Here is a 19,960-nt window from a genome sequence, read left to right as displayed (position 1 = left end):
TCGGCTAATTTACAGTATTACTTTTAAAAAAATTGTTATTATAGTAAAATGACCTTAATCAGGTGTACAATTCCAAAGGAGGAACGTTTATGTCCATTGAACTAAAAACAAAATACGGGCAGATTGAAATCTTGAACGATGTGGTTGCAACGATTGCTGGCGGAGCTGCAATAGACTGCTACGGGATAGTTGGTATGGCATCAAAGAATCAAATTAAAGATGGCTTAACGGACATATTACGCAAAGATAATTTTACCAAGGGAGTCATTGTTCGACAAGAGGATGATAACCTTCAGATCGATATGTATATTATAGTTGGTTATGGAACGAAGATTTCCGAGGTTGCAAATAATGTACAAACAAAAGTGAAATATACGTTAGATCAAACAATCGGACTAGCAGTAGATGCTGTAAATATTTATGTACAAGGAGTTCGTGTTACGAACGCATAGTAAGGAGGAAACATCTTGTCTTTAACGAAATTAAGTGGAGAACGTTTTATTAAAATGGTCATCCAGGGGTCTAAAAATTTAGCTAATCATTCAAAACTAGTGGATGCACTAAACGTTTTTCCTGTTCCAGACGGTGACACTGGAACTAATATGAATTTATCTATGTCGTCTGGAGCAAAGGAAGTTACTAACGTTACTTCCGACCATATTGGGAAAGTAGGAAAATCGCTTTCAAAAGGTTTGTTAATGGGCGCGAGAGGTAATTCTGGTGTTATATTATCTCAACTTTTTCGAGGGTTCGCTACAGCGATAGAACATAAGGAAAGTATTAATAGCGTGGAGTTTGCGGAAGCGTTTGCCTCAGGAGTAAAAACTGCTTATAAATCTGTGATGAAACCTGTTGAAGGAACGATCTTAACTGTCGCAAAGGATGCTGCAAATCGAGGGCTTTCAGTAGCTGAACATGAAACAGATATAATCCTGTTAATGGAAGAGATTGTGAAGGAAGCGAGATCTTCTCTTAGTAGAACGCCTGAATTGTTACCAGTATTAAAGGAAGTTGGGGTTGTTGACAGTGGAGGTCAAGGCCTTGTTTTTGTGTATGAAGGTTTTTTGGCGGAACTTAAAGAAGAAACAATTATACAATCATCTACCATCCCTACTATGACTGAATTAATTAACGCAGAACATCATAAAAGTATACAAAGCCATATGGATACAGAAGATATTGAATTTGGGTATTGTACAGAATTTATGGTGAAGTTTAGTGAAGACAACCAAGATACACCATCTTTTTCTCAAGAGCAATTTCGTAATGATTTAAGTGCACATGGTGATTCATTATTAGTTGTTGCCGATGAAGAGGTTGTGAAGGTCCACATTCACACTGAAGAACCAGGAGAAGTACTGTCATATGGGAAACGATACGGCTCTTTAATTAATATGAAAATAGAAAACATGAGAGAGCAACATAGTAATATAGTTAACACTACGGAAGAAATAATACAGCCAAGAGAGGTTGCTCAACAAAAGCCTTATGGAATTATTGCAGTAGCAATGGGGTCAGGAGTTGCAGATTTATTTAAAAGCATTGGCGCACATTCTGTCATTGAGGGCGGACAAACGATGAATCCGAGTACTGAAGACTTTGTTAATGCGATAAATGAAGTAAATGCCGATAATATTATTATTTTACCGAATAATAAAAATATCATCTTAGCTGCTCAACAAGCAGCTACAGTTATTGAGGGAAATGTAGTAGTCATTCCGTCTAAAACAGTACCTCAAGGTATGGTTTCATTACTGGCTTTTAACCCGACAATCGAATTAACTCAAAATGAACAGTTAATGACAGATGCACTAAGTGGTGTGAAAACTGGACAAGTTACTTATGCCATTCGTGATACGAATATTGATGGCTTAGATATATCCAAAAACGATTTTATGGGAATAAATGATGGCAAGATTGATGTAACGAATGAAGACAAAGTAGCTGTTGCGAAAGAATTGCTCGACAATATGATAGATGAAGATGATGAAATTATCACGATTCTCTTCGGTGAAGATGCTGCTGAAGACGAAGTAGAGGAGCTTGTCTCTTATATAGAAGCTCAGCATTCAGAAATTGAAGTTGAAGTGCATAATGGGAAACAGCCTCTATATTCATTTGTTTTTGCTATAGAATAATTGGAGTAGATTAACAAATTATAACAATCATATACGCTATTTCATTTTAATCTAGCTAATATTCTTCTTCGCTAGAGCTTCTTCACCCATTCTCCAAAGATAAAGTCTTAGGTGAATGGGTGAAGCACTTATAATAGGTAAAGTACTAACAAGCAGCTACGTAATTGTAACCGGCTGTTTTTACTTTGAATGTTGTTTTTCAAATGCTGTTTGCGCATAGCTTGTTACTTTTCGTTCTAAGATATATACGCTGTATTCATCTAGCTTTTGTAGCATCTTTTCTACTTTAAATTTATGGTGAGCTCTCATAACATTGATTATATTGTTCAATTAGTAAAAATAGCAACAGTGTTTACGAAAAGAACTTTTATTAATAATAAGTTTACACACCTTCGGAATGAGCGTTGTGGTAAACCACGTCTTTATCCTCAATTATAGGAACAAGTATGCGAAAAGAACCTTATAATAATTGAAGGTGTTGCATTTATATATGTTGTCTAGCTCAGGTGCTAACCCCATCGAGGTTGCTTCACCAATGCACTCGATGTCAGAAAGCGCATTCATTGAAATGGCACCAGTACTGTCTGGATGCTATTAGTCTTTAGTGCATCTCAAATATGATAATAAAGGGAGAAGTTTATTGTGAAATATAAAAGTGTATTTGATATTATCGGCCCTATTATGATTGGTCCATCAAGTTCACACACTGCAGGTGCTGCGAGAATAGGTAAAGTTGCGCGAAGTCTATTTGGACGTCAGCCGAAGTGGGCACAAATATCTTTTTATGGGTCTTTTGCTGAAACGTATAAAGGACATGGTACTGACATTGCACTTGTTGGTGGACTGCTCGACTTTGAGACAGATGATGAACGAATTAAATCGTCCCTAGATATTGCCAATCAGTTAGGCATAAATATTATTTTCCGAAGAGCAGAAGCTATTACTGACCACCCTAATACTGCAAGGGTACGTATAGGAGATGATGATGGAGAATTAGAGCTAGTTGGTATTTCCATCGGCGGTGGGAAAATTGAAATTATTGAACTTAATGGATTTGAACTTAAGCTATCCGGTCATCATCCAGCCATACTCATTGCTCATAATGACAAATTTGGAGCGATAGCTGCTGTTGCCAACGTATTGGCAAAATTTAAGATTAACGTTGGACATATGGAAGTTTCACGTAAAGAAAAAGGCAAGCTTGCATTAATGACAATTGAACTAGATCAAAATATTGAGCAATTTGTTTTAGATGAGCTTGATTCACTTCCGAATATATTACAAGTGACGAAAATCGTAGATTAAGAAAAGAATATGTCCAGCTAAGTATATAAGGGGGAAATCTAAATGTTTCGTAACGTAGCTGAGTTAATTAAGTTAGCGAATGAGCAGAATGTGAAAATTTCTGAAGTGATGATTCAACAAGAGATGGAAGTAAAGCAAAAGAGTCGTTCTGAAATACTCGATCAAATGGAAAAGAATTTACAGGTTATGGAAAAAGCTGTTGAGAAGGGTCTTTCAGGAGTAAAATCATTTTCTGGATTAACAGGCGGAGACGCATTATTATTACAATCATATATACAAAAAGGAAATTTCTTATCAGGTGAAACGATTTTGGATGCAGTAAGTAAAGCAGTAGCGACAAACGAAGTTAATGCTGCAATGGGAACGATATGTGCTACACCCACTGCTGGTTCAGCAGGAGTTGTACCGGGCACACTCTTTGCTGTCAAAAATAAACTAAATCCATCTAGAGAACAGATGGTTGAGTTTTTATTCACTTCAGGAGCTTTCGGTTTTGTAGTAGCTAACAATGCATCAATTTCAGGTGCAGCAGGTGGATGTCAAGCTGAGGTAGGTTCAGCCGCTGGAATGGCAGCAGCAGCAATCGTTGAAATGGCAGGGGGAACACCTAGTCAATCAGCTGAAGCGATGGCTATTACATTAAAGAATATGCTCGGCTTAGTTTGTGACCCAGTTGCAGGGTTAGTAGAAGTTCCTTGTGTAAAAAGGAATGCGATGGGGGCTGCAAATGCAATGGTTGCAGCAGATATGGCATTAGCTGGTATAACGAGTCGAATCCCTTGTGATGAAGTAATAGATGCTATGTATCAAATTGGTCAAAATATGCCAACTTCGTTAAAAGAAACAGCGCGAGGAGGGTTAGCGGCAACGCCAACTGGTAAAGAGCTTGAACAAAAAATATTTGGCGTTTCGCTAGGTACAAGTGAGTAAGGAAGTAACAGACTTAGTAACTTCAATTAAAGGGATTGGTGAAGAAACAGCACTATCATTAAATGATATGGGTATACAAACCGTATTAGATCTCCTTGAGTATTTTCCTTACAAATATGAAGACTATCAATTGCGGGATTTAGCTGATGTAAAACATGAAGAAAAAGTTACAGTGGAAGGGAAGGTCCATAGTGAACCTTCTCTAACTTATTATGGGAAAAAGAAATCTCGACTCACATTTCGTTTGCTTGTCGGAAGGTATTTAATTACGGTAACATGCTTTAATAGACCGTATTATAAAAAACAGCTTGCTATCAATGCAATCATAACAGTTACTGGTAAATGGGATCAGCATCGCCAAACAATTACAGTGAGCGAACTTTCTTTCTCACCTCATCAAAAAAATAGTGAGATAGAGCCAACTTATACAATTAAAGGGAAGGTAACTGTTAAAGGAATGCGAAGATTTATGTCTTTAGCATTAAATCAATATAGCACATTAATTGAAGAAAATTTGCCTAGCTCTTTACTACAAAAATATCGATTAGTTGGAAAGAAAGATGCTATACAAGCGATTCACATACCTTTATCACATGAAGATTTAAAACAAGCAAGAAGAAGATTCGTTTACGAAGAATTTTTACAATTTCAATTACAAATGCAAACACTTCGAAAGTTCGAGAGGGAACAATCTGTAGGTGTAGTGATGGAATATTCAAAAAATGAGCTTGACAGCTTTATTGACCAGTTACCTTTCCCACTAACTAATGCCCAAAATCGTGTTGTCCACGAAATTACAAGTGATTTAGCAACACCTTACCGTATGAATCGGTTATTACAAGGTGATGTTGGATCTGGAAAGACTGTTGTAGCAGCGATTTCGCTTTATGCAACTGTGTTGGCAGGATATCAGGGAGCCTTGATGGTTCCAACGGAAATATTAGCAGAACAGCATGAATACTCATTGAAGCAGTTATTTAGTGCCTTTCCAATGCGTATTGAGCTGTTAACGAGCTCCGTGAAAGGGAAAAAGCGTAGAGAAATAATTGACCAACTAACACGTGGTGAAATCGATATTATCGTCGGAACACATGCATTAATTCAAGATGAGATTTCATTTAATAAATTAGGTCTTGTTATTACTGATGAACAGCATCGTTTTGGAGTAGCACAACGTAGAACTTTAAGAGAAAAAGGTGAAAATGCCCATGTTCTATTTATGACTGCTACGCCTATCCCTCGAACTCTAGCAATCACTGTTTTTGGGGAAATGGATGTTTCAGTAATAGACGAAATGCCAGCTGGTAGAAAAGAGATAGAAACATACTGGGCAAGACACGACATGCTAGAGAGAGTCCTTGAGTTCATGAAGCAAGAACTGATCAAAGGGAGACAAGCTTATATCATCTGTCCGCTCATTGAAGAATCTGATAAATTGGACGTGCAAAATGCGATAGATGTCCATAGTATTTTGACACAATATTTTAGCAATAAATATAATATTGGACTAATGCATGGTAAACTTCCTTCTGTTGAAAAGGAAGCTGTAATGAGAGACTTTAGTACAAATAACGTTCAAGTGCTTGTTTCAACAACTGTTGTTGAAGTTGGAGTAAACGTTCCAAATGCCACATTTATGTTGATTTATGATGCAGATCGTTTCGGGTTGTCACAATTACATCAGCTTCGAGGCCGTGTTGGTCGTGGTGAGAATCAGTCTTATTGCATATTGCTAGCGGACCCAAAATCAGAAGTAGGTAAAGAACGAATGAATATCATGACAGAAACAAATGATGGTTTTAAGCTATCTGAAAAGGACCTAGAACTTCGTGGGCCTGGTGATTTCTTTGGTAAAAAGCAAAGTGGTGTGCCAGAGTTTAAAGTCGCTGATATGGTACATGATTATCGTGCATTGGAAGTAGCAAGAGATGATGCTGCTAAGCTTATTCAATCAACGGCATTTTGGCAAAATAATGAGTATGAGGCACTAAGAAATTATTTGCAACAAACCGGTGCTTTACATGGAGAAAAACTGGATTAATAACAGATTGATTATTTGCAAATTGAAGCATTTGATTATATACTACTATTAGTACCTAGTCATAATAATACGGATGGTGTTTTCTCATATGCGTAAAAATAAAAAAGTACGACAGGAGCAATTGCAACAGACAATAACTGAAAATCCATTCGTCACCGACGAAGAATTAGCAGTAAAATTTTCAGTGAGCATCCAAACGATACGACTCGATCGAATGGAGTTATCGATTCCTGAATTGCGAGAGCGAATAAAATATGTGGCAGAAAAGAATTTTGATGAACAAGTTCGTTCGCTTCCGATTGAAGAGGTAATTGGAGAAATTGTAGATATTGTTCCTGATGAAAGTGCTATTTCAATATTTGATGTAGAAAAGGAACACGTTTTTAAAAGAAATAAGATTATGCGTGGTCATCATCTTTTTGCTCAAGCTAACTCCCTTGCGGTTGCAGTTATTAATGATGAACTAGCTTTAACTGCGCAAGCAACAATTCGTTTCATGCGCCAAGTAAAAGAAACTGAGCGCGTGATAGCTAAAGCCAAAGTTAAAGGATTGGATAAGAAGAAAGGGAGAACAATAGTAGAAGTAAACAGCTTTGTCGGAGCAGAAATGGTATTTTCAGGGGAATTTGAAATGTATCGTTCAAAAAGTAATTAAAAGGTAGGTCCAACAAATGAGAATCGCAATCGATGCAATGGGTGGTGACCATGCACCTAAAGAAATTGTTTTAGGCACACTAAAAGCGCTAGAAGCTTTCCCTAGCTTACATATTACTTTAATTGGGGATGAAGACAAAATTAAGACATATGTTTCTGAACAGAAACGTCTTTCCATAATACATGCCAATGAAATAATTGAAGCAACTGATGAGCCTGTAAGGGCAGTTCGTAGAAAGAAAAACGCCTCTATGGTACTTATGGCAAAAGAAGTGAAAGAAGGGCGTGCGGATGCTTGTATTTCTGCAGGGAATACGGGTGCTCTCATGGCAGCGGGTTTATTCATAGTCGGTAGAATCGATGGAATTGATCGCCCTGCATTAGCTCCAACATTACCAACTGCAGATGGACGTGGTTTTTTAATGCTAGATGCTGGAGCTAATGTGGATGCCAAAGCTCAGCATTTGCTACAGTATGCGATTATGGGATCGATTTATGCTGAGAAAGTACGGGGTGTTCCATCACCTAGAGTGGGCTTGTTAAATATAGGGACAGAAAAGAATAAAGGTAACGATCTCGTGAAGCAAGTCTTTTCCTTGTTAGAAAAAACGCCATTACACTTTATTGGTAACGTTGAGGCGCGAGACTTATTAGAAGGGGTTGCAGATGTAGTTATAACAGACGGCTTTACAGGTAATGTTACATTAAAAGCAATTGAGGGAACAGCACAATCAGTTTTTTCTATGTTAAAAACAACATTAACAAGCAATTTTAAGAGCAAATTTGCAGCTTCTGTATTAAAGCCTCAACTGTTAGATTTAAAAGCAAAAATGGATTATTCAGAATACGGTGGAGCTGGGTTGTTTGGTTTAAAAGCTCCAGTAATTAAAGCACATGGTTCTTCTGACGCCAATGCGATCTTTAACGCTATTCGTCAAGCAAAAGATATCGTTGATAACAATGTTACTGAATTGATAAAGCAACAAGTTGAATCTATTGATTGATTAGTAAAGAGAGGAATGATCATATGGGGAAAATTGCATTTGTTTTTCCAGGCCAAGGTTCACAAATTGTTGGTATGGGACAAAGCCTTGCACAAAAATATGACAATGTTGCAGCTGTTTTTAACAAAGCTGATGAAAAACTAGGTATTTCACTAACTGACCTTATTTTCCAAGGTCCAGCTGATAAATTAACGTTAACGATGAACGCACAGCCAGCTTTATTAACGACGAGCATAGCTATTCTTGAACGGTTCAAAGAAGAAAATATACGACCTGATTTTGTTGCGGGTCATAGTTTAGGAGAATATAGCGCACTAGTGGCTGCCGAAGCATTGTCATTTGAAAATGCAGTATATGCAGTAAGGATGCGAGGCGAATTAATGGAAGAAGCTGTTCCTGCTGGAGAAGGGTCAATGGCAGCTGTATTAGGGATGGAACAAGGTCAGTTGCAAGAAATCACAACCCAAATCACAGCTGATGGATATCCAGTTCAACTAGCAAATTTGAACTGTCCTGGTCAAATTGTTATTTCTGGAACAGCTGAGGGAGTATCAATCGCAACGAAACAATGTAAAGAACAAGGTGCAAAACGCGTCATCCCTTTAGTTGTAAGTGGACCATTTCATTCATCACTCATGCAACCAGCCGCTAATAAATTCGATCACATATTGGACGAAATAACAATTAATCATGCAAAGGTTCCAGTAGTAGCGAACATTCATGCAAAGCCATTAACAAAGAACACTGAAATAAAGCAAGCTTTAATTGAACAATTATATTCTCCAGTTTTGTGGCAACAGTCTGTAGAATACATGCTTGATAATGGTGTAGATACCTTTATAGAAATTGGTCCTGGTAAAGTTCTTTCAGGACTCATCAAAAAGGTAAACAGAAGGGTTAATGCCTATTCAATAAATGATGAAGAGTCAATGTTATTGACAATTGAAAGATTGAAAGGGGAATAAAAATATGACGTTGCAAGGAAAAATTGCCTTAGTGACAGGAGCATCTAGAGGGATTGGTCGTGCTATTGCATTAGAACTAGCGAAGCAAGGTGCTAACGTAGTAGTAAATTTTGCAGGAAGTGAAGCAAGGGCAAACGAAGTGGTGGATGAAATAAAAGCACTTGGTTCTGAAGCAGTCGCGATTCAAGCCGACGTTGGAAATTCTGAAGCGGTATCTTCTATGATTAAAGATGTAATCTCTAAATTTGGCAAGCTAGACATTCTAGTAAACAACGCCGGAATAACAAGGGATAACTTGTTAATGAGAATGAAAGAAGATGAGTGGGATACTGTCATTAATACAAATCTAAAGGGCGTATTCAATTGTACAAAGGCTGTTACCCGCCAAATGATGAAGCAAAGAGCTGGAAGAATAATAAATATTGCTTCAGTGGTTGGAGTAGCAGGTAACCCTGGACAAGCAAACTACGTTGCTGCAAAAGCGGGTGTGATAGGTTTAACAAAAAGTTCTGCTAAGGAACTAGCAAGTAGAAATATTACAGTAAATGCAATAGCCCCAGGTTTTATTACAACTGATATGACCGATGAATTAAATGAAGATATTCGTAATGAAATGTTGAAACAAATTCCACTTGTGAAATTTGGTGAACCGACAGACGTAGCAGCTGTTGTGGCATTTATAGCTTCTGAAGCAAGTGGGTATATGACTGGGCAAACATTGCATGTTGATGGCGGAATGGTCATGTAAAGAGTTTGACAAAAAGGTGCTTTTAATAAGGCTGTTATCGTAAACTTTGTTGATTTTTAAACACAATGTGAACAGCTAGATGATATTATTATCCGATTGTCCTAAAAAGAAGAGAAGGTACGACGAACGTTTTAGAAAGACGTGATCTCTTAGAATGAAAAACAACAATCGCTACGAAAACAGCCTTTTAAAATAATACAACTAGTTTTTTGTATGAAAATACACTATAATATTTGAGGGGAGGTGAGCAATAATGGCAGATGTTTTAGAACGTGTAACTAAGATTATCGTTGATCGCCTTGGAGTTGAAGAGTCAGAGGTGAAATTAGAATCTTCATTTAAAGATGATCTTGGTGCTGATTCCCTAGATGTAGTAGAGCTAGTGATGGAGCTTGAAGACGAATTCGATATGGAAATTTCCGATGAAGATGCTGAAAAGATAGCTACAGTTGGTGACGCTGTTAACTACATAAACGGTCAGCAATAATTCCGTTTTATCTATTAAAAGTCCCGTTTAAGGCGGGACTTTATCATCATAATAGGTGCCATTTTAGTACATAGGCAATAAAGTGCAATTGATCAACCTCTATAAATGAACAATTCCGAACATCAAGTTTTGTTGGAGGTACCTAAAATAACATGAGAAAAACAGGTATTGAAAAGAACGCGAAATTTAATGAATTTCAAGAAAAAATAGGTTTTCGATTTCAAAATAAAAAATTGTTGTTGCAAGCATTTACGCATTCATCTTATGTGAATGAGCATCGAAAACGGCTCTATGAAGATAATGAGAGATTAGAGTTTTTAGGAGACGCAGTTCTTGAGTTAACAATATCCCAATATTTGTACAAAAAATACCCATTGCTAAGTGAAGGCAAATTAACGAAACTTCGTGCTGCTGTAGTTTGTGAATCTTCTCTTGTTTCTTTTGCAAATGAGCTATCCTTCGGTAAGCTAGTTTTGCTAGGTAAAGGAGAAGAGTTAACTGGTGGACGAGAACGACCAGCATTATTAGCGGATGTATTTGAGGCATTTATTGGAGCATTATATTTAGATCAAGGAATTGACGCTGTTTGTTCCTTTCTAGATATGGTTGTTTTTCCTAAAATAAATGATGGTGCTTTTTCTCATACGATGGATTATAAAAGTCAGCTTCAAGAATTAATTCAGAGAGATGGAGCTGGTTCACTCGAATATAAAATCTTACAGGAAAACGGTCCTGCTCATAATCGAGAGTTTGTATCTTCAGTTTGTATAAATAACAAAACACTTGGTGAAGGTAGGGGGAAATCAAAAAAAGAAGCAGAGCAAAACGCTGCGAAAAAGGCTTTGCAAAAAGTAAAAGAATCATTATAACACCATTAATGCCCCCTTTATGGGGGTATTTTTAAAAAGGCTCTATTCGTATAACTTGTTGCTATTTCAACATTTATTTCGAAGCTAAAGCAAAAGATAAGATGCGAAAGAACTTTATTTGTGAACGTATTAATGTCTTAGTTCGGAAAGATGCGAAGATAGCCACTGATAAACAACACATACCAAATTAAGTAAATTATAATACTAATCATGAAATGCTGCCTGTGCTAGGCAGAGATGATCAAGTGTACACACGTCATAATAAAAGAATTTTTACGTAATAGGAGGGATATTCATGTTCCTCAAACGGTTAGATATCGTTGGATTTAAATCGTTTGCAGAAAGAGTTTCTATTGATTTTGTGCCAGGTGTAACTGCAGTAGTTGGACCGAACGGCAGTGGAAAAAGTAATATTACCGATGCTATTAGATGGGTATTAGGGGAACAATCAGCAAAATCTCTACGTGGAGCGAAAATGGAAGATATTATTTTTGCAGGTAGTGACTCAAGAAAACCATTGAATATAGGAGAAGTAACGTTAACATTAGACAATGAAGACCAGTTTTTACCAATAGATTATCATGAAGTAAGTGTTACAAGGAGAGTTTTTCGTTCAGGAGAAAGTGAGTTTTTAATAAATAAACAGCAGTGTCGATTAAAAGATATTGTTGATTTATTTATGGATTCAGGTCTTGGAAGAGAAGCTTTTTCAATTATAAGCCAAGGTAAAGTAGAAGAAATTTTGAGCAGTAAAGCTGAAGAAAGGCGCTCAATTTTTGAAGAAGCTGCTGGAGTGTTAAAATATAAAACTCGCAAGAAAAAAGCAGAATATAAATTAGCTGAGACTCAGGAGAATTTACATCGTGTCTCTGATATCGTCCACGAGCTTGAAGGTCAAATAGAGCCACTAGAAATTCAATCATCAATTGCTAAAGATTATATTGAAAAGAAGGAGGACCTCGAAAAAATTGAGGTTGCCTTAACAGTATTTGAAGTAGAAGACCTTCATAAAAAATGGGAGGATCTTCGTAGTATATTTCAACAACATAAAAATGATGAAATCGAGTCCTCTTCTTCTTTACAGAAATTAGAATCTGAAATAGAGCACCACCGTGAGCAAATAATCGCACTTGATGAATCTATAGATGATCTTCAAGAAGTACTACTGCTCGCTAGTGAAGAATTAGAAAAGCTAGAAGGCCGGAAAGAAGTACTGAAGGAGCGCAAGAAAAACGCCTCCCAAAATAGAACACAATTAGAAAAAGTAATTGATGAATTTGAGATAAAAAGACACGAGCATTTAGCTCAAAGAGATGAAGAAGCTCAGCTACTTAAACAATATGAAGAAGATGTTAATGTTAAGCAGCTTGACTTAAAGCAGAAAACACAAATGTTTGCATCTTATGATCAAAATATTGAAGACGTAATTGAAGGGTTAAAAAGTGACTATATTGAATTATTAAATAAGAAAGCTGCCTTGAATAATGAACTTACAAATATTGAAGATCAGTTGAAACAACAAAATGTCCGTAAATCACACTTAGAAGAAGTAAATGAAAAATATATTATTCAACGAAAAGAAACAAATGATCAAAAAATACTACTCCAAACTAAAATTTCGAAAGTTCAAGAAGAAATTAACGATCAAATTAGTACATTTCGAAATAAACAAACAAACCTGGAACAATTGAAGACCAAGTACCAAAAGAAGGAGAATTTACTTTATCAAGCTTATCAGTACTTGCAGCAGACTAAATCTCGTAAAGAAATGTTGGAAGAAATCAAAGAAGATTATTCCGGATTTTTTCATGGTGTTAAAGAAGTATTAAAAGCTAGAGATAAACATTTGCAAGGTGTTGAAGGTGCTATCGCAGAATTAATTCAAGTACCTCAGGAGTATGAAATTGCTATAGAAATAGCTTTGGGAGCAGCAACACAGCATATTGTCGTTCATGATGAACAAAATGCTAGGCAAGCTATTAGTTATTTAAAGAAAAACTCATATGGCAGGGCTACATTCTTACCATTATCGGTCATCAAAGAGCGTAAGATTTCAGATCTGCAACTAAATCAAATAAAAAACCATCCATCATATGTAGGGGTTGCTTCAGACTTAATAACATTTGATGAAAAGTATAGCGCTGTATTGAAAAACGTACTAGGGACAGTAGTCATTACTACTGATTTAAAAGGTGCAAATGATTTAGCAAGACAATTACAATTCAGGTATCGCCTCGTTACACTTGAAGGTGATGTTGTAAATCCTGGTGGGTCCATGACAGGTGGGGCAGTAAAACAAAAATCAAATTCGTTATTAAGCAGAGGACGTGAGCTTGAAGAGCTTTCAGTGAAAGTACTTGATATGGAGCAAAAGACTTCACAGCTTGAAGCTCAAGTAAAGGAACTGAAGGACACCATTAAAGAAGACGAGGCAGGGCTTGAAGTTTTACGTGAAACGGGAAATACGCTTCGTTTGAGTGAGCAGTCAATAAAAGGAGAAATTCGAGAGCTTGAAATAGAAGAAAAAAATGTTAACGATCGCTTAACTGTTTACGACTTTGAAAAAGAAAATTTCTCACAACAAATGGATGAAATGAATGCAAGAACAAGAGCGATTAAAGAACAAGTGAGCGTCATAGAAAACCAAGTGACAAATCTTGATCAAGAAATTGAAAAACTTACTTTAGAAAAGAATGACCAACAAATATCAAAGGAATCATTACAAAAAGAAATAACGGAATTAAAGGTTGAATTAGCAAGCCAAGAGCAGCTGTTAGCGAATCATCAAGAGAAAGCAGGTCGCACATTACATGCTATTGCTGAAATTGAAGATAAATTGCAGGAAGCGAAGGAGGACCTTTCATTACTACAAAATGAAATGAGTTCAAACTCATCGGGTGAAGAGGTTTTAGTCTCTGAAGCTGTAAAAAAGAAACAGGATAAATCAGCTACTGTTCAACTTATCGCTGAACGTCGCGATCAACGGCTACATTTACAGCAGAAGTTAGAGGATCAGGAGCGCGAAGCGAAAGAACAAAAACGACAATATAAGCAGCTTGTAGAGGTTTTACGCGATGAAGAAGTAAAAATCAATCGTTTAGACGTGGAATTAGAAAACAGATTAACTCACTTACGAGAAGAATATATGTTAACTTTTGAGGCTGCGAAAGAACGGTACCCTTTGGAATTGAATATAGAGGAAGCTAGGCAGAAAGTAAAATTAATTAAGCTTTCAATTGATGAACTTGGAAATGTTAATCTTGGTGCAATTGATGAGTTTGAGCGTGTGAATGAGCGTTATTCCTTTTTACAAGAGCAGAAGGAAGATTTGCTACAAGCAAAGGACACATTATATCAGGTTATCGATGAAATGGACGATGAAATGAAGCGAAGGTTTCAAACAACATTTAACAATATCAGTTCTCACTTCGAGCCTGTTTTCCAAGCATTATTTGGTGGTGGAAGGGCAGAATTGAAGCTTACAGATCCAGGTGATTTATTAAATACTGGAGTTGAAATTATTGCACAACCACCAGGAAAAAAACCTCAAAATTTAAGTTTATTATCAGGTGGAGAAAGAGCCTTAACTGCTATAGCATTATTGTTTGCAATTTTAAAGGTTCGTCCTGTTCCATTTTGTGTTTTGGATGAGGTAGAAGCTGCTCTAGATGAAGCTAATGTCCATCGTTTTGCACAATATTTACAACGTTATAGCTCAGATACACAATTTATAGTTATTACTCACCGAAAAGGAACAATGGAAGAAGCTGATGTTCTTTATGGAGTTACGATGCAAGAATCGGGTGTGTCTAAGCTAGTTTCAGTTCGACTAGGTGAAACTGCTGAATTGGTTAAGTAAGGATCTTTTCGTAAACTTTGTTGCTATTGTAATCAAATTAGTACTATAAAAACTGGTTTATATTGCTATTCATCGTTATACAAAAGAAAAGATGTCACTGAACGCTAATTGTATACGTGATTAACTCTTAAAACGAAAAGAAACAATTAATGAGAAAACTGCCTACAGTAAAAGAAGCGATTACTTGATATTAACTAAAGGATCTTTTCGTAAACTTTGTTGCTATTGTAATCAAATTAGTACTATAAAAACTGGTTTATATTGCTATTCATCGTTATACAAAAGAAAAGATGTCACTGAACGCTAATTGTATACGTGATTAACTCTTAAAACGAAAAGCAACAATTAATGAGAAAACTGCCTACAGTAAAAGAAGCGATTACTTGATATTAACTAAAGGATCTTTTCGTAAATTTTGTTGCTATTGTAATCAAATTAGTATTATAAAAAGTGGTTTATATAGTTATTCATTGTTGTTCAGAAGAAAAGATGACACGAAGGCTAGTTGTATAGGAGTTCTTTCTAAATACGATAAACAACAATCAATGAGAAAACAGCCTAACTAAAAGTTACTTGAGCAACTACTTTATGAAATAAGAAGGGAAGAACAAATATGAGCTTTTTTAAAAAATTAAAAGAAAAAATTACTAAGCAGACAGATTCTGTAACAGAAAAATTTAAAGATGGTTTATCGAAAACAAGGGATTCTTTTTCAGAAAAGGTGAATGACCTTGTTGCTAGATACAGGTCTGTAGATGAAGATTTTTTTGATGAGTTGGAAGAAATCTTAATTGGAGCAGACGTAGGTGTAGCAACTGTAATGGAATTAATTGATGAATTAAAAATGGAAGTAAAACGTAGAAATATACAGGACACGAGAGAAGTTCAAGATGTTATAACAGAAAAGCTAGTTGAAATTTATGAAGGGCAGGACGATTTATCTGCTAAGATAAATATTCAAGAGCAATCTTTAACTGTCATTTTATTCGTTGGAGTTAATGGTGTAGGGAAAACGACTACGATTGGAAAGCTTGCAAATAAATTTAAAAATGAAGGAAAGTCAGTATTATTGGCTGCAGGAGATACATTTCGTGCTGGTGCTATAGACCAACTGGAAGTATGGGGAGATAGAGTTGGTGTGGATGTAATTAAACAATCTCCAGGCTCTGACCCTGCTGCAGTTATGTACGATGCTGTTCAGGCAGCTAAAGCGCGCAACGCTGATATTTTATTATGTGACACAGCAGGTAGATTGCAAAACAAAGTTAATCTAATGAAAGAACTTGAGAAGGTAAAGCGTGTGATCGAACGGGAAGTTCCCGGAGCTCCTCATGAAGTCTTACTCGTTTTAGATGCTACCACAGGTCAAAATGCTATGAGCCAAGCTAAGCAATTTGCAGAATCAACAGATGTGTCAGGAATTGTTTTAACAAAGTTAGATGGTACTGCAAAGGGAGGTATCGTATTGGCTATTCGAAACGAGCTATCAATTCCTGTTAAATTGGTAGGTCTTGGGGAACAAGTTGATGATTTACAACAATTTGATCCAGAACAATACGTCTATGGCTTGTTTGCTGGTTTAATCGCAGATACTGAAGCATAAAAGAGCTGTTAAGAAAAAAACTTGACATTAATGATTCGACCTAGTACAATTTGTAAAGGTAATTCACTTAACATAGGGGGAAAGACTATGCTTGAAAAAAAGACAAGAATGAATTATCTATATGATTTTTATCATTCGTTGTTAACGGAAAAACAACAAAGCTATATGTCTTTATATTATTTAGACGACTTTTCCCTTGGTGAAATTGCTGAACTGTTTAATGTTAGTCGCCAGGCAGTATATGATAACATTAAACGTACAGAAACGATGCTTGAACAGTATGAAGAGAAGTTGTTGTTATTTCAAAAATTTCAGCAACGTCAACAACTTTTTTCTGATCTGAAAGAAATCATGTCAAGTAGCGTTCAGGACAATACAAAACAGCTTGCAGTACTTAATGAACTCGAGAAATTAGAGTAAGGGAGCGGCACAGAAATGGCATTTGAAGGATTAGCCGACCGACTGCAAAATACAATTAAGAAAATCACAGGCAAAGGAAAAGTAACGGAAGCAGATGTAAAAGCGATGATGCGAGAAGTGCGTCTTGCATTATTAGAAGCGGACGTTAACTTTAAAGTTGTTAAGGATTTTGTGAAACGAGTCAGTGAAAGGGCCGTCGGTCAAGAGGTTATGAAGAGTTTAACCCCTGGTCAACAGGTTATTAAAGTAGTAAAAGAAGAGCTGACTGAACTAATGGGTGGAGAGCAAAGTAAAATTGCAGTAGCAAATCGTCCGCCAACTGTTATCTTAATGGTAGGGTTACAAGGTGCAGGTAAAACAACTCATACTGGGAAAATAGCCAATTTACTTAGAAAAAAATACAACAAAAATCCACTTTTAGTAGCTGCTGATATTTATCGACCTGCTGCTATAAAACAACTACAAACGTTAGGGAAACAGCTGAATATGCCGGTTTTCTCTCTTGGTGACCAAGTGAGTCCGGTGGAAATAGCTAAACAGGCAATTGCACAAGCAAAAGAACAACATAATGATTATGTTCTTATTGATACTGCTGGGCGACTCCATATCGATGAAGCATTAATGGATGAGCTAGCTCAAATCAAAGAGGTAACAAACCCTCATGAAATTTTCTTGGTCGTCGATGCAATGACAGGTCAAGACGCTGTTAACGTAGCTGAAAGCTTTAATAGCCAACTTGGAATTACAGGTGTAGTTTTGACGAAGCTTGATGGAGACACACGTGGTGGTGCTGCATTATCGGTAAAAGCTGTTACAGGTAAACCAATTAAATTTGTTGGTTTGGGAGAAAAGCTTGATGCGCTTGAAGCATTTCATCCTGAGCGCATGGCATCTCGTATATTAGGTATGGGGGATGTACTAACATTAATTGAAAAAGCTCAAGCTACAGTTGATGAAGATAAAGCTAAAGAGTTAGAACAAAAAATGAGGACAATGTCCTTTACGTTTGATGACTTTTTAGAACAACTATCCCAAGTTCGTTCAATGGGCCCTCTAGATGACTTAATTAATATGTTACCTGGAGCAAACAAAATGAAAGGTCTAAAGAACGTTCAGGTGGATGAAAAGCAAATTGGTCATGTTGAGGCTATTATTCGCTCGATGACGAAAGCTGAAAAAGTCCAGCCAGAGATTATTAATGCAAGTAGAAAGAAGCGAATTGCAAAAGGAAGCGGAACTTCTGTTCAAGAAGTTAACCGTTTGTTGAAGCAGTTCGAGGACATGAAGAAAATGATGAAACAAATGACCAACATGTCCTCCAAAAGTAAGAAGAAGGGTATGAAATTCCCGTTTATGTAGGGAAAATAATACTGTTAAGAAAAAACACTTTACAAACATATTGATTTTTTGATAATATACTATTCTGTGTGAAATATTTTCGGAGGTGCTTATAATGGCAGTAAAAATTCGTTTGAAACGTATGGGAGCAAAAAAATCTCCTTTTTATCGTATTGTAGTAGCAGATTCACGTTCACCACGTGATGGTAGAATCATCGAAACAGTTGGAACATACAACCCAGTTGCAGAACCAGCTCAAGTAAACATCAATGAAGAGTTAGCTCTTAAGTGGATGCAAGATGGAGCAAAACCATCTGATACTGTTCGTAATCTATTCTCAAAACAAGGGATTATGGAAAAATTCCATAATGCTAGAAACAGTAAGTAACATTTGTGAATCGGATGAGACAGTTAATTGAAACGATCGTAAAAGCCCTTGTCGATTATCCGGATGATGTATTGGTGAAAGAAACATCTGATGAACGCAACATAACATACCATTTATCTGTCCATAAAGAAGACATGGGGAAAGTAATTGGTAAGCAAGGTCGAGTGGCAAAAGCGATACGCACTGTTGTTTATGCAGCAGGTGCAAGTGAAAAGAAACGAATTCATCTAGAGATTAATGACTAATAGCAATGTTAAAACAAATCACATGAACGGGAATAATGACGACAGTAAGTCTCTCTAACCAAAGCCACAACCTGTGGCAATGGTGCGATCAGCATGACGTGACAAGTGTAGTCGACACACATATTTCCCGGACGATTTGAACATCCGCTAATTGTACGTGTTCAAATGGGAGGAGAAAAAGGTCGGAGAAGAACAAGGCGGCGTGGGTTTGAGCACCAAAGTGTACGTTTAAAGGGTACATGAGGCGCGGAAAAACAAGCCAACGCAGTAATTCGACAGATATATTTCCCGGACGATTTGAACATCCGCATATAGAGAAAAGGGTGGGGGGTAACCTCCTCCCTTTCTTTACATTTTAGACGTGCTTTGTTTAGAGAAGAGAAAACTACTAACAAAGGTCGTCACTTCACCCAACCATATGAAGTCAAAAGATTTCGTGTGTATGGGTGAAGTACTAAGCTTGAATGAGAACGATATATTTCTTTGTTATACTTATGGGTATACAGGTACAGTTAACGTGAGTTTCAATGCACAATAAGGGTAGAACGAACCTATTAAAGGGATGGTTGCCATGAAAATTATACAAAATATAATTGTAAAGCAAGTACTCACTGAGAAAAGTAAAGACGGTCTACTAGATAAGTTTCAACAGTCAAAATTTCAATTGCAAAAAGAATGTGATCAGCTACGATTTGAACGAAAGAAGATGGAAAATAATAAGAAGTATCAGGCATCAACACTACATACATATTTTGAACGAGAAATAAATTCGAGGCTGGATAAAATAAAAGTTTTGGATTTTCAAATTGAACAGCTAGAGGTTTTACCTATTGGCAGTGAATTAAGAGAAAAAGAAGTGCAGGCCATTGTCGATATAAATGTTGGTGATAGTTGGGACGACATATCTCATGAGAAAACAATTATTATCAAGGAAGGTATTGTAGTAGAAATGAGATAGAGGTGAAG

General features: G+C 36.6%; 19 protein-coding genes. 18 read left to right on the top strand and 1 reads right to left on the bottom strand.

The window, feature by feature from the left end:
- The first annotated feature begins 89 nt into the window (after nucleotides 1–89).
- Nucleotides 90–452 (top strand): Asp23/Gls24 family envelope stress response protein, encoded by a 363-nt coding sequence (locus ACSVDA_RS06250; protein ID WP_320208655.1) that lies wholly within the window; start codon nucleotides 90–92, stop codon nucleotides 450–452.
- Between the two features lie 15 nt (nucleotides 453–467).
- A complete protein-coding gene (locus tag ACSVDA_RS06245) occupies nucleotides 468–2,138 on the top strand; it encodes a DAK2 domain-containing protein (protein WP_485881723.1) in 1,671 nt (556 codons plus the stop codon).
- A gap of 180 nt (nucleotides 2,139–2,318) precedes the next feature.
- On the opposite strand, the gene ACSVDA_RS06240 is transcribed toward ACSVDA_RS06245, so the two are convergent.
- Nucleotides 2,319–2,468 carry a hypothetical protein gene (locus tag ACSVDA_RS06240; protein WP_485881721.1) on the bottom strand — a complete coding sequence of 50 codons (150 nt, stop codon included), beginning with the start codon at nucleotides 2,466–2,468 and terminating at the stop codon, nucleotides 2,319–2,321.
- Nucleotides 2,469–2,780: 312 nt separating this feature from the next.
- Between ACSVDA_RS06240 and sdaAB the strand changes: the two genes are divergently transcribed.
- The 16 genes from sdaAB (at nucleotide 2,781) to ACSVDA_RS06160 (ending at nucleotide 19,952) form a co-directional block, all read left to right on the top strand.
- Nucleotides 2,781–3,443 (top strand): L-serine ammonia-lyase, iron-sulfur-dependent subunit beta, encoded by a 663-nt coding sequence (gene sdaAB, locus ACSVDA_RS06235; RefSeq protein WP_320208657.1) that lies wholly within the window; start codon nucleotides 2,781–2,783, stop codon nucleotides 3,441–3,443.
- Nucleotides 3,444–3,485: 42 nt separating this feature from the next.
- The gene (gene sdaAA, locus ACSVDA_RS06230) at nucleotides 3,486–4,373 is read left to right on the top strand and encodes an L-serine ammonia-lyase, iron-sulfur-dependent, subunit alpha (protein WP_485881719.1); all 888 of its coding nucleotides are present in this window, start codon (nucleotides 3,486–3,488) and stop codon (nucleotides 4,371–4,373) included.
- Nucleotides 4,366–6,414: an ATP-dependent DNA helicase RecG gene (recG, locus tag ACSVDA_RS06225; RefSeq protein WP_485881717.1), complete on the top strand. Its 2,049-nt coding sequence runs from the start codon at nucleotides 4,366–4,368 to the stop codon at nucleotides 6,412–6,414. The genes sdaAA and recG overlap by 8 nt, the downstream gene beginning before the upstream one ends.
- 88 nt (nucleotides 6,415–6,502) lie before the next feature.
- Entirely contained in the window at nucleotides 6,503–7,069 is a 567-nt protein-coding gene (gene fapR, locus ACSVDA_RS06220; protein ID WP_320208660.1) for a transcription factor FapR, read from the top strand.
- Between the two features lie 16 nt (nucleotides 7,070–7,085).
- A complete protein-coding gene (gene plsX / locus ACSVDA_RS06215) occupies nucleotides 7,086–8,072 on the top strand; it encodes a phosphate acyltransferase PlsX (RefSeq protein WP_485881715.1) in 987 nt (328 codons plus the stop codon).
- 23 nt (nucleotides 8,073–8,095) lie between these two features.
- Nucleotides 8,096–9,037 carry an ACP S-malonyltransferase gene (fabD, locus tag ACSVDA_RS06210; protein WP_485881714.1) on the top strand — a complete coding sequence of 314 codons (942 nt, stop codon included), beginning with the start codon at nucleotides 8,096–8,098 and terminating at the stop codon, nucleotides 9,035–9,037.
- A 4-nt stretch (nucleotides 9,038–9,041) separates the two neighbouring features.
- A complete protein-coding gene (gene fabG / locus ACSVDA_RS06205; RefSeq protein WP_485881712.1) occupies nucleotides 9,042–9,785 on the top strand; it encodes a 3-oxoacyl-[acyl-carrier-protein] reductase in 744 nt (247 codons plus the stop codon).
- Between the two features lie 253 nt (nucleotides 9,786–10,038).
- Complete coding sequence (acpP, locus tag ACSVDA_RS06200) at nucleotides 10,039–10,272, top strand: acyl carrier protein (protein ID WP_214482652.1); 234 nt, start codon at nucleotides 10,039–10,041, stop codon at nucleotides 10,270–10,272.
- A gap of 152 nt (nucleotides 10,273–10,424) precedes the next feature.
- Complete coding sequence (gene rnc, locus ACSVDA_RS06195; RefSeq protein ID WP_485881710.1) at nucleotides 10,425–11,141, top strand: ribonuclease III; 717 nt, start codon at nucleotides 10,425–10,427, stop codon at nucleotides 11,139–11,141.
- Between the two features lie 295 nt (nucleotides 11,142–11,436).
- Entirely contained in the window at nucleotides 11,437–15,000 is a 3,564-nt protein-coding gene (gene smc / locus ACSVDA_RS06190; RefSeq protein WP_485881708.1) for a chromosome segregation protein SMC, read from the top strand.
- A 613-nt stretch (nucleotides 15,001–15,613) separates the two neighbouring features.
- Nucleotides 15,614–16,603: a signal recognition particle-docking protein FtsY gene (gene ftsY, locus ACSVDA_RS06185; RefSeq protein ID WP_485881707.1), complete on the top strand. Its 990-nt coding sequence runs from the start codon at nucleotides 15,614–15,616 to the stop codon at nucleotides 16,601–16,603.
- A gap of 87 nt (nucleotides 16,604–16,690) precedes the next feature.
- On the top strand, nucleotides 16,691–17,023 hold the full coding sequence (locus tag ACSVDA_RS06180) for a putative DNA-binding protein (RefSeq protein ID WP_214482656.1): 333 nt from the start codon (nucleotides 16,691–16,693) through the stop codon (nucleotides 17,021–17,023).
- Between the two features lie 15 nt (nucleotides 17,024–17,038).
- Nucleotides 17,039–18,382, top strand: coding sequence for a signal recognition particle protein (gene ffh, locus ACSVDA_RS06175; RefSeq protein ID WP_485881705.1), 1,344 nt, complete (start codon nucleotides 17,039–17,041; stop codon nucleotides 18,380–18,382).
- Nucleotides 18,383–18,476: 94 nt separating this feature from the next.
- Nucleotides 18,477–18,749 carry a 30S ribosomal protein S16 gene (gene rpsP, locus ACSVDA_RS06170; RefSeq protein ID WP_485881703.1) on the top strand — a complete coding sequence of 91 codons (273 nt, stop codon included), beginning with the start codon at nucleotides 18,477–18,479 and terminating at the stop codon, nucleotides 18,747–18,749.
- Between the two features lie 14 nt (nucleotides 18,750–18,763).
- On the top strand, nucleotides 18,764–18,994 hold the full coding sequence (locus tag ACSVDA_RS06165; protein ID WP_214482659.1) for a KH domain-containing protein: 231 nt from the start codon (nucleotides 18,764–18,766) through the stop codon (nucleotides 18,992–18,994).
- Between the two features lie 571 nt (nucleotides 18,995–19,565).
- A complete protein-coding gene (locus ACSVDA_RS06160; RefSeq protein ID WP_485881701.1) occupies nucleotides 19,566–19,952 on the top strand; it encodes a YlqD family protein in 387 nt (128 codons plus the stop codon).
- The last annotated feature ends 8 nt before the right edge of the window (nucleotides 19,953–19,960 follow it).

Origin of the sequence: Cytobacillus sp. Hm23, from assembly GCF_051842895.1 — a bacterium.
GTDB lineage: Bacteria > Bacillota > Bacilli > Bacillales > SM2101 > Nanhaiella.
Note: the sequence above shows the minus strand (reverse complement) of the source record. Positions and strands in the feature narration are given on the sequence as shown.